Annotated in this window: 9 protein-coding genes; all 9 read left to right on the forward strand. The window is 35.5% G+C overall.

The genetic code is table 11. The annotated features are described in order from the left end of the window. Positions 1 to 280: 280 nt before the first annotated feature. Positions 281 to 2,239 (forward strand): amylo-alpha-1,6-glucosidase, encoded by a 1,959-nt coding sequence (locus tag PHP31_02975; protein MDD3738237.1) that lies wholly within the window; start codon positions 281 to 283, stop codon positions 2,237 to 2,239. A gap of 3 nt (positions 2,240 to 2,242) precedes the next feature. Next, positions 2,243 to 3,523 (forward strand): glycosyltransferase family 4 protein, encoded by a 1,281-nt coding sequence (locus PHP31_02980; GenBank protein MDD3738238.1) that lies wholly within the window; start codon positions 2,243 to 2,245, stop codon positions 3,521 to 3,523. A gap of 38 nt (positions 3,524 to 3,561) precedes the next feature. Beyond that, entirely contained in the window at positions 3,562 to 4,971 is a 1,410-nt protein-coding gene (locus PHP31_02985) for a glycoside hydrolase family 57 protein (protein MDD3738239.1), read from the forward strand. Between the two features lie 106 nt (positions 4,972 to 5,077). Then, complete coding sequence (arcC, locus tag PHP31_02990) at positions 5,078 to 6,022, forward strand: carbamate kinase (GenBank protein ID MDD3738240.1); 945 nt, start codon at positions 5,078 to 5,080, stop codon at positions 6,020 to 6,022. 63 nt (positions 6,023 to 6,085) lie between these two features. After that, on the forward strand, positions 6,086 to 6,988 hold the full coding sequence (locus PHP31_02995; GenBank protein ID MDD3738241.1) for an arginine deiminase-related protein: 903 nt from the start codon (positions 6,086 to 6,088) through the stop codon (positions 6,986 to 6,988). Between the two features lie 112 nt (positions 6,989 to 7,100). Next, a complete protein-coding gene (locus tag PHP31_03000; GenBank protein ID MDD3738242.1) occupies positions 7,101 to 8,756 on the forward strand; it encodes a hypothetical protein in 1,656 nt (551 codons plus the stop codon). A gap of 10 nt (positions 8,757 to 8,766) precedes the next feature. Further along, a complete protein-coding gene (gene prmC / locus PHP31_03005) occupies positions 8,767 to 9,639 on the forward strand; it encodes a peptide chain release factor N(5)-glutamine methyltransferase (protein ID MDD3738243.1) in 873 nt (290 codons plus the stop codon). Positions 9,640 to 9,656: 17 nt separating this feature from the next. Beyond that, entirely contained in the window at positions 9,657 to 11,219 is a 1,563-nt protein-coding gene (locus tag PHP31_03010; GenBank protein ID MDD3738244.1) for an MFS transporter, read from the forward strand. A 147-nt stretch (positions 11,220 to 11,366) separates the two neighbouring features. Beyond that, positions 11,367 to 12,542: a glycosyltransferase gene (locus PHP31_03015; protein MDD3738245.1), complete on the forward strand. Its 1,176-nt coding sequence runs from the start codon at positions 11,367 to 11,369 to the stop codon at positions 12,540 to 12,542. Position 12,543 lies beyond the last annotated feature (1 nt).

Genomic DNA, 12,543 nt, shown 5'->3' on the forward strand with positions numbered 1-12,543 from the left:
AAAATAAACAATTTCCTTTAAAATAAATCAGCGTTTCATAAAATTATGAAATTTTCAATCTAATATTAGCCTTTAATGAGTGAAAAAAATATTTATTGGCTTTATTAAAAAAAATATATTAACTTTGAACATTAAATGATAACTATACAAATATTGTAGGCTATCATTTATTAAAACAAATTTAAAAAAATAGTAACAATTGAGTTACTGAATATTAGCAAAATATGTATTAATATATTACTTTTGCCGCACAAAGAAAAACAGAAGAAAAGTTAATAAAATGAGTTATATACAATTTGATAAAAGTCAGTTAGTGAACCTTGAGTATTCGTTAACTAGAGAGTTGGTGCGCTCAAATAGGGCAGGCTCGTACGCAAGCACTACCATAGTTGGTTGCAACACTCGTAAATATCACGGTTTATTAATAACCCCACAACCACAGTTGGATGGAGGAATGCACGTTTTACTTTCATCATTAGATGAGACTGTAATTCAGCATGAGAAAGAATTTAATTTAGGAATACACCTTTACAAAGGTGGAAAAGCAAATCCGGGAGGGCATAAATACATTGTCGATTATAATTTAGACCCAACACCTATCATTACATATAAAGTAGGCGGAGTTAAATTGACGAAGGAATTGATTTTTGTTAGCAATTCCGATACAATTATTTTTAAGTACAAACTACTTGAAGCAAACTCACCAACTATGTTGCGTTTCAGACCTTTTTTAGCGTTCAGAAATGCCAACTCTTTAAGTAAATCAAATCCCGATGTTGATTACAGGTACGAACAAGTTGCCAATGGTATCAGGTTACGAATGTACATGGGATATCCGCATATTTACATGCAGTTTTCTAAAGAAAATGAATTTGTACCCAACCCTAATTGGTACTACGATTTTGAATATTTTCAAGAACAACGCATGGGTTTTGATTATTTGGAAGATTTGTATACTCCGGGCTATTTTGATATGCCGATAAAAAAAGGCGAGTCAATTTACTTTGCAGCCAGCTTGCAAAAAGAAAATCCAAAATTATTTTCCAAAATATTTGCCATTGAGATAAACAAGCGTGTTGTAAGAGATTCATTTGAAAACAACTTGCAAAATGCAGCCAGACAGTTTATTATAAAAAGAGGCAACAAAACCGAGATAATCGCAGGTTTTCCATGGTTTGGACGTGTTGCACGCGACACTTTCATTTCACTGCCAGGACTAACATTGGTTCAAGGCGACTATAAAACATTCAGAGAAATAGTTGATTTTATTATCAGTGAAATGAGAGGTCCGTTTTTCCCCAACTTTGGCACAGGCGATAAAATGCAATTCGATTCGGTTGACGGTTCGCTTTGGTTCTTTTGGGCTTTGCAACAATATATAATTTTTGGCGGTCAAGCCAAGACTATTTGGACTCGTTATTCGGATACTATGAAACTTATACTTAATTCTTTTAAAGAGGGAACTTGGTATAATATTCATGCTATGGAAAACGGATTGCTGTACGCAGGCGAGCACGGCAAAGCCATTACTTGGATGGATGCTGTTGTTGACGGAATACCTGTTACGCCACGAGTTGGTTTACCCGTGGAAGTCAACGCATTGTGGTACAACGCAATTTGTTTCTTAGTTGAACTTGCCGAAAAAATGGGCGACAAAAAAACTGTTGAGCAATGGAAACCGATAGCTGATAAAATTCCCGAAGTATTTGTCGATGCTTTTTGGTACGAAGAAAAACAGTACTTGTACGATTATGTTCATGGCGACTTTGCGGATAAATCGGTCAGACCAAATCAACTGTTTGCAGTATCGTTACCGTATAGCCCGCTAAATGAGGATCAGCAGAAAACCGTTTTAGACACCATAAAATCGGAATTATTAACAACAAGAGGCATAAGGACATTAGCTCCGAAAAACAAAGATTATCACTCTGAGTATGTTGGTACACAAAGAGAGCGAGATTTAGCATATCATCAAGGTTCGGTATTCCCTTGGCTTTTTGGAAGTTTTGCAGATGCTTGGCTTAAATTGCACGGCAAAAGTGGTTTGGCTTTGATAAAGCGCCACTACGACTATTTTAAAGAAACGATTGATAATTACGGAGTTGGCACAATTTGCGAATTGTACGACGGTGATCCACCCCACAGAGACGCCGGAGCTATTTCGCAAGCCTGGAGTGTAGCCGAATTGCTTCGTGTTAAAAAAATCATAGATAAATTTGAAAATAAAGATAATAAATAAATTATGAAGATATTAATGTTTGGTTGGGAATTTCCGCCCCATATAACAGGAGGTTTGGGTACAGCTTGTTTCGGATTAACAAAAGGTCTTTTAAAACATGATGTTGAAGTCTTATTTGTTGTTCCAAAAGCCTACGGAGACGAAGACCAAGAAGCAATAAAACTTATTAATGCAAGCGATGTAAGTTTGATGACCAACGACGCATTGTTTTCGGAATATAACGAAAAGTTTAGCTACATGGAGGTTAGTTCCGGATTGTTGCCTTATATAGGTGAAGCGGAATTTAATAGTTACCGTGAAAAAGAAATAAAAGGCGTTGCTCAAATTGGAGAAAATCGTATTTATTCGGAAAGATATGAGTTTTCCGGAAAATATGGCAGCAACCTGATGGAAGAAGTTGCCAGATATGCTCTTATTGGAGCTACAATTGCATCACAATACGATTTCGATATCATTCACGCACACGATTGGCTTACGTACTCTGCAGGTGTTTTAGCAAAAAAAGTATCGGGAAAGCCTTTGGTTGTTCACATGCACGCAACCGAATTTGACCGTACCGGCGAAAATTACAATACCAATGTTTATGAAATAGAACAAAAAGGTATGCAAGCCGCCGATAGAGTCATTGCAGTTAGTAATTTAACCCGAAACACTGTAATAAACAAATACGGTATCAATCACGAAAAAGTTATTACCGTACATAATGCAGTTGAGCCTAGCACCAAAGATTATGTAGGAGTTGATAAACACGTTAAAGAAAAAGTTGTAACGTTCTTAGGTCGTATTACTTATCAGAAAGGACCTGAATACTTTATTGAGGCTGCCAGAAAGATATTGCAAAAAGATGATAATGTGCGTTTTGTTATGGCAGGTTCGGGCGACTTGATGGAAAAAATGATACGACGTGTTGCCGAACTGCGAATGGGTTCAAAATTCCATTTCACAGGATTTTTAAGAGGCGATAATGTAGATAAAATGTTCGGAATGAGCGACGTATACGTTATGCCTTCAGTTTCCGAACCATTCGGAATTTCTCCACTTGAAGCAATGAGGTCAAACGTTCCTGTTGTTATTTCTAAACAATCTGGAGTTGCCGAAGTTTTAAACCATGTTTTAAAAGTCGATTTTTGGGATATTGATGCTATGGCTGATGCAATATACGGATTGCTCCATTACAAAGGAATTAATAAAATGTGTTCAGAAAATGGAGCTGTAGAAGTTGATAACCTTAAATGGGAAGAAGCAGCAAAGAAAGTCAGAAATATATACGATACGCTTATTTAATTAATACGATTACATTAAACTGAAAAAATTACAGACATATGAAATACATCACTTTATATTTTCAAGTACACCAACCATCACGTCTGCGTACATATCGCTTTTTCGATATGGGAGCCGATCATTACTACTACGACGATTATCAAAATAAACGAACCACAGAAAGAATTGCACAAAACTGTTATCTGCCAACCAATGAAATTTTGTTGGAGCTGATAAAAAAGTACGGTTCTGCATTCAAAGTCTGTTTTAGCATAAGCGGAACGGCAATAGAGCAGTTTCAAAAATATGCTCCTGAAGTTATTAAGAGCTTTCAAAAGCTTGCAAAAACCGGTAATGTCGAATTTTTGGGCGAAACCTATTCACACTCATTAGCTTCGCTCAAATATCCCAACGAGTTCAGACGTCAGGTTAAACAGCATTATGAGTTAATGAAATCGTTATTTAATTACTCACCAACTGCTTTCAGAAACACCGAACTTATTTTCTCTGACCAAATAGTTGAGCAAGTGTGGGATATGGGATTTAGAACAATCCTTACCGAAGGAGCCAAACAAACTCTTGGTTGGAAGAGCCCTAATTTCTTGTACTGTAGTGCTAATAACGAAAAGATGAAAATTTTGCTTCGCAACTACCAGCTTAGCGATGATATTTCATTCAGATTTTCGCAACAAGATTGGAGCGAATGGCCCCTTACAGCCGAAAAATACCTACAATGGCTGAACGAAATAGAACCAAAGCAAGAATTGGTAAATATTTTCTTAGATTACGAAACCTTTGGCGAGCATCAAAAAGCCGAAACAGGTATTTTTGAGTTTTTAAAAGCATTTCCGCAACAAGCTATAGCAAGCGGTAAGTGGAGTTTTAAAACACCGAGCGAAGTAGCTGTTGAGCTAAGTCCTGTTGCATCTGTAAGTGTTGATTATCCTATCTCGTGGGCTGACGAAGAAAAAGACCTTACTGCATGGCTTGGTAACGATATGCAAAAAGATGCTTTTGAAAGTTTGTACAGCGTAGCCGAAGTTATGGAATACTGCGATGATGCCGAACTTGTAAACGATTGGAACAATCTTCAGATAAGCGACCATTTTTATTACATGTGTACAAAATGGTTTAGCGACGGAATGGTACATCACTATTTTAGCCCTTTCGATTCGCCATACAACGCTAGCATCAACTATATGAACATAATCTCCGATTTTATAATTAGAGTTAAAGAATATCAGAAAAATAATCCAAAAGGTAAGGCTAAAATTAAAGCTGATACGCCAATAGTTCCGGCTTCGGCATATAGTAAGAAGCCTAAGATTAATAAAGATGCCATAAAAGCGACTAGTAAAACAACTGCTGTAAAATCAGAGAAAAAAACTACTACTACAACTGCTAGCAAAACAAAATCTGCTACAACTAAAAAAGCATCAACTACAAAAAAAGCTAAGCCAAAAAAATAAAATATTTTATAGGAAATTTTTATTCAGATTTACACTTCAAAGCCATACTTTTTTAATTTTGCAAGCTAATAATTAAAAAAAATCTGAATCTAATTTAATAAATATAATGGGTAAAATTGCTGTTGTAGCTTTTGGTGGCAATGCCTTGTTAAGAGGCGACCAAAAAGGAACTATCAATGAACAAAGGGCTAATGCCAAAGAAACATGCGAAAAGTTATTGCTTTTGATAAAAAGAGGGTACAATGTTGTACTAACTCACGGCAATGGACCGCAAGTGGGAAATATTTTATTGGCAAACTCAGCAGGTAATAAAGTTTACGGCTTGCCCGATATGCCAATGGATGTTTGTGGAGCATATTCGCAAGGTTTTATTGGATACGTTTTAGAGCAGCAACTCAGAAATACCTTAGCTGAAAACAATATCAATAAAAATGTTGTTACAATAGTAACTCAGGTTGTTGTTGATAAAGACGACGAGGCTTTCAAAAAACCTACAAAACCTGTGGGACCTTTTTACGACGAACAATCGTACAAAAAAATGCTTGAAGAGCAGGGTGGAACTTATGCTATGGATCCCAGAGGCAGAGGGTGGCGCAAAGTTGTAGCATCGCCAAAACCACTCATGATTGTTAATCAGGAAGTTATAAGACAATTAGCGCTCGAGGGTAATATTGTTATTGCTTCCGGTGGAGGAGGAATACCGGTTGTCAGCGAAAATGGTTTTTTCCGCGGAGTTGAAGCCGTTATAGATAAAGACTTAGCTTCGGCGGTATTGGCTAAAAATATCAATGCCGACCAATTTTGCATTCTTACAGATGTACCTAAGGTTTGTTTACATTTTAACACTCCCGAACAAATAACTTTAAACAATTTGACTACTCAGGAAGCCAAACAATACTTGAACGAAGGTCATTTTGCCGAAGGAAGTATGGCTCCAAAAGTAAGAGCTGCAATTATTTTTGCCGAAAATACAGGAAAAGAAGCTATTATCACATCGCCCGAAACTGTCGGACTTGAAAATAGCGGAACAATAATATCTAATAGTAAATAATTTTTACTGTTATTAATTTGATATACAGAAACAAAATAAAACAAATAATTAATACCTAACACAATGCAAACAACATCTAAAATACTTATGGTTCGTCCGCTACAATTCGCATATAACGAAGAAACAGCCCAAAACAATCATTTTCAAAAAAAATCGGATCCCGTTTCCGTAGGAGAAAAAGCTAAAAAAGAATTCGACGACTTTGTTAGTCTTCTTAGAGAAAACGATGTTGAAGTTATTGTTGTGCAAGACACTATAGAACCTTGGACACCCGATTCGGTTTTTCCTAACAACTGGTTTTCGTCGCATGCAACGGGAGAATTAGTTTTATATCCTATGTTTGCCAAAAATCGCCGAAAGGAACGTAAGCCCGAAATTATGAATCTTCTTATCGAAAAACTTAAACATCAAAAAATTGTAGACTTAACGGAATGGGAACAAAAAAATGAATTTTTAGAAGGTACCGGTAGTATGATTTTCGACCGTGATAATCGCATTGCTTATGCTTGCCGTTCGCCCAGAACTTCCGAAAAGGTACTAAGCGATTTCTGCTCACGCATGAATTTCGATTCGGTTGTTTTCGATTCTACAGACCCAAACGGAAATTTGATATATCATACCAACGTTATGATGGAAGTTGGAACTCATATAGCCATTATTTGCTTGGAATCGATTAAAAATGAGAAAGAAAGGGAAAATGTAGTTTCCAGATTAAAATCGACAGGAAAAGCTATAATAGATATTACATTTGAGCAAGTAACGCATTTTGCCGGAAATATGCTCGAAATAAAAGACAAAAACGGCAATCCTATTATGATCATGTCTGCTTCGGCTCGCCGTGCACTTACACCCGAACAAGAAGAAATTATATCCAAATATAATAAAATTATTTCGCCCGAACTTAAAACAATAGAAACCAACGGTGGTGGTTCAGCCAGATGCATGATTGCTGAAATATTTCACTAAATAATGCTTGTTTTATTGTTTGGTTTTATTGTTTCTCAAAACATTATCAATTTTATTTTGATTTAAAACAGATTTATAATAGTTTTGCTGTTTATTAAATAGGATAAACAATATGTTGAGATTAATTTCATCAATAACCTTAGTTGTTTTGCTTTGTTTTTACGCCGATTATGCGTATTCACAATCTAAGCAAGCACCTATCCGCTACGAGTTGCCCATAGGGTCGGGTTATGCCACTGTCAACAAAGTTGATATGGGCGAAAAAGGTTTATGCTTAATTTATCCCACAACCGAAATTACAGCTAAAGACAGCACCGTTTGGGCTATAAACTACCGAAACAGCAATTTGGAAAACGTTTGGGTAATCAATATTACTTTTGCTAAAAACGTAAAATATATCTACGCCGAATACGACCAATTAGAGATTTATTTCTTGTTTCACGATGTAAAAGAAAGCGAAAGCGACAATCTACTCGTATACGCAGTAAATGCAGATTCACTCACAAGTAGAAGTCATACGACCAAAATACCCGATAATTCACAAATTAATTCGGTACTTTATAATAACGGAATTTTTTGGTTAAGTTATTATAAACAAAAATACGGAACAGGCATAATAGGTGTTGGTGCTAACTCTAATTTTACTAAAAATATAATCTTCCAAAACCCTGTAAACACTATTGTTTTGGATATTTCTCCCAACTATAGTAAAAATGGCTTTTGGGTTGTACACAAGGAGAACGAAAAGAATAATCGCAATACTCTGTTCTGTTCGCAATATTCCAACTCGGGTACGCAAATATCAACACAAGAAATACGAACAAGTCATAATTGGAAATATATTAATTCGGCTCAGTATGTTGCTACTTCTGAATACAGCGGACTTATAGCTGGTAGTTACGGGTACAACGACAAGGATAGTCGCAGACCGACCTACAACGACTACTATTACAGCTATTACAATCCTTTCTTTTATAGGTATAATCCGTACTATTATCGCAGCTATTACAACTACGATGCTAACACTGATAATACGCCTGTTTCGGAAGGTTTTTTTGCCGTTAGCAGAAAAAACAGTAGATTTGATAGTATTAGGTATTATCCTTTCGGAAATTTCACCGATTCGTATAAATATATCACCGATCAAGAAGCTATTGTAGCGAGTATCAAATCGGCAAAAACGGATAAACAAGATACTAAGAACAAAAAAAGTGCACCATCTTTGCAATTAAGATTGATAATGCACGACTTGTATTATGCCGATAATCAGCTTATTATTGTTGCCGAATCGTATTTGCCCGAATATAGAACACGAACAACTTCATCGTATGATTATTATGGCGGTCTTTATCCCAATACTTACTACGTATTCGACGGTTTTAGATATTCAAACGCATTTATTGCCGGATTTGACTCTGACGCCAATATGATTTGGAATAACGGAATTGAAATGAATGATATTTTGACGCCCTTACTGAATAAAAAACTCAATCTGCTGTTCAACGCCGACGAGATTGTACTTTTTTATAACGCTAATGCCAAAATCGCCTATAAATCGATAATTGGTAATGAGCAAGCCGAACCCATTTCTTACACTAAAATTCAAAGTAAATGGAACACCGATAAACTCAACGAAGAATATAAAGGCAGTATTGAGTACTGGTACGATGACTACTTTATTATTTCAGGCTATCAAAAAATATACAATAGTTATCTGCACAAATCGGATAGGCACGTGTTTTACTTGCAAAAAATGGCTTTCAGGTAAATTTTAATTAATGACGATAAAAGAAGCATATCAGACCTGTGTCAGCCAATTGTCTAAGCTCTACGGCGAAACTGAAAGCTACAATGTTATCGATATCTTATTTGAATATATTTTCAATTTCAATAAAGCCGAAAGGATTATTAATAATAATACCGAGATTGACGATATTAATCAAAAAAAAATTTCCGAAGCAATGAATAAGTTGTTAGCGTATCAGCCAATTCAGTACGTAACAGGTCGTGCTTTCTTTTGGAAATATTATTTCTACGTTAATGAAAATGTGCTTATACCACGTCCCGAAACCGAAGAATTAGTGAAACATATTATCAATAATGTTAGAAACACAAAAAATCATGAAGACAATTTGAAAATTTTAGATATTGGAACAGGTAGCGGATGTATTGCCATATCACTGAAAAAAGAATTGCCTAATAGCGAAGTTTATGCGATTGATAGTAGTGAACATGCCATAAATGTAGCCAAACACAACGCAAATAAATTAGGTGTTGAAATTAACTTTTTTAATGCAGATATATTTTCCAACCATCGTTTGTTTGAAAATAATTCTTTCGATATTATTGTCAGCAACCCACCATATGTAACGGAAAGCGAAAAGCAACTTATGAACAAAAATGTGTTGCTTTACGAACCAAAAAATGCCATATTTGTCAGCAACGAGCAACCAATTATCTTTTATAAGAGAATTGCCGACTTGTCGAACAAACTTTTAAAACCCAACGGACACATTTGGTTGGAGATAAATCCACTGTATTCGGAAGAAACTGAAGAATATTTTAAGAAAAATGTTAATAACAATTTGAGTATTTATTTGGACTTTAACAAAAAAAAACGAATTTTGCACGTAATAAACAAGAATAACTAATTAAAATCACAACAATTATGACAGAAATTATTCGTAAAACACTCAGAGATTCGAAAGCAGCTAGATGGACAGCTTTGGTAATAGTTGCCTTTACAATGCTTACGGGGTATTTCTTTACCGAAGTCATTTCACCGCTTAAACCCTTGTTAGAATCGCAGTACGGTTGGAGCAGCACTGATTTTGGCTATGTTACAGGTGCCTACGGTTGGTTCAACGTATTTTTAGGTATGCTTATTATAGCCGGTATTGTTCTGGATAAAGCTGGAATACGCTTTTCAACCCTAACTTCAGCTTCAATCATGGTGATAGGAGCATTTATTAAATTTTATTCGGTAAAATACCTTGCTACCGATACCACATTTTCATTTTTAGGAATGCATTTTACTCCACAAGTTTTCGGTGCATGTATAGGTTACGCAATATTTGGTGTAGGTGTTGAGTTTGCCGGAATAACAGTTTCGCGTGTTATTGTAAAATGGTTTAAGGGTTATGAAATGGCTCTTGCTATGGGTCTAGAAATGGCTTGTGCTCGTTTGGGTACTTTTGCTGCAATGGCTTTTGCACCAACACTTGCTAGTGCTTTTTCTATCCCTGGCGCTATTCTTTTTGGTGTTGTATTGCTACTTATCGGACTAATTTCCTTTATCGTCTACTTCTTCATGGATGTTAAACTAGACAAACAAACTGCAGAAGATGATTTGGACTTTTCTGACGAGAAATTTCAATTTAAAGATATACTTTTAGTTATTAAAAACCCTGGTTTTTGGCTAATAGCTTTACTTTGCGTTCTGTTTTATTCGGCTGTATTCCCATTCTACAAGTATGGCACCGACCTAATGTTCAACAAATTTGGCGTACCGCTCAACAACGGAACAATCTTAGGATTTATCCCTAAGGGTGCAAATATTATTCCTGCATTGTTGCCATTCGGAACACTGTTTTTAACACCACTTTTCGGTAATATCTATGATAAAAAAGGGAAAGGTGCAACAATTATGATTATAGGAGCTTTCTTGTTGGTAATTGCACACGTCTTACTTTATTTACCCGGAATGACCAGCACCTTTTTGGCATTCTGTGCAGTTATTATTATTGGTATTGCTTTCTCGCTTGTACCTTCGGCAATGTGGCCCTCGGTTCCAAAAATTATCCCCGAAAAAATATTAGGTACAGCTTATTCACTAATTTTCTTTATCCAAAATATTGGTCTTATGCTTGTTCCTACATTTTTGGGCAGAATATTGGAAAAAACCAATCCTGAAGTTACAAGCGCAATAGCAGGTGCAAAAGAAGCATTGTCGAACGGCATTGTTCCCGAAGGCGCTCAACCTATTATCGATAATATGGTACAAGCTGGTCAGCAAGTTGATATTGCAAATCTTAGCTCTTCGCAAATTGCCGATATAGTTACTGCAATGAGAGAAGGTGCTAATCCTATTATTGCTCCTTACGATTATTCCCAAACATGGTTGCTTTTTATTGCTTTAAGCGCTATAGCAGTTATATTTGCATTTGCTCTTAAATTTGTTGATAAAAAGAAAGGTTACGGACTTGAAAAACCAAACATTGTCAAACAATAATCTATTTATTGTAATATTTTTCATGATCTTGAGCAGAAGTTTAATCTTCTGCTCTTTTTTTGTAATATTTTCAGAATGTTTACAACAAAATAGGGTTTAATCAATATCTTTTTATAATTTTGCCTTATAAATCAAAAAACTAATATTATGAAATTGTTGGTAATACTTCCGCGCGTTCCTTATCCAACCGAAAAAGGCGATAAGTTAAGAGCTTTTCATCAATTGCGTATATTGTCAAAATATCATGATATTGTTTTGTGCTCTTTATATGATGAAGACATTGACCCCGATGCGAAAAAGGTTTTAAAAGAATTTTGCACAAAACTTTACTTTTTTAAGTTAAATCGTTGGGGATTGTTTGTCAATATGCTTAAAGCATTGTTTAGCTGTAGGCCTTTTCAAGTTGCCTATTTTTACCGAAGAAGTATTAAAAACAAAATTGAAACCATAATAGAAAAAGAAAAGCCCGAACACATATATTGTCAGCTATTACGAACTGCCGAATACGTCAAAAATATTGATATACCCAAAACAATTGACTACCAAGATGTTTTTTCAATAGGTATTAAACGCCGTATGGATAAGGTAAACTTATTGCTCAGACCTGTATTTTGGATGGAATATGTTAGACTGCGAAAATACGAAAACAAAATATTTTCATGGTTCGATAACAAAACTATCATTTCATATCCCGACAGAGACCTGATACCACACAAGAATTATGAACAAATACACGTTATTCCCAACGGTGTTGATTACGATTTTTTTACTGCTAATAAAATGGCAGAGCAAAGTTACGACATAGTTTTTACAGGAAATATGAACTATCCGCCCAACATTATGGCTTGCTTGTATTTGGTAAACGATATTTTACCTTTGGTAAATAAAACGTATCCCAATTGTAGCGTACTTCTGGCAGGTGCAACACCACATGCAAAAGTAAAACAGCTTAAATCCGAAAATGTTGCCGTTAGCGGATGGTTGCACGATATTAGAGATGCATACAATAATGCAAAAATATTTATTGCACCAATGCAAATAGGTACAGGCTTGCAAAACAAGTTGTTGGAAGCAATGTCAATGCAAAAGCCTTGTATTACCACAGCTTTGGCAAATAATGCCTTAAAAGCTATTCCCGACGAACATTTGCTTATAGGTAATAATGCTCAAGAGCTTGCCGATTGTATAGTTAGGTTATTAAACGATGCCGAATTATGCACAAAAATTGGAAATCAGGCTCGCGAGTTTATTTTAGAAAATTATAGCTGGGAAAAAAATACTGAACAATTAAGCAATATCATCATCAATACTAATAAGAAATAAT

Source organism: Lentimicrobiaceae bacterium (assembly GCA_028697555.1).
Lineage (GTDB): Bacteria > Bacteroidota > Bacteroidia > Bacteroidales > UBA4417 > UBA4417.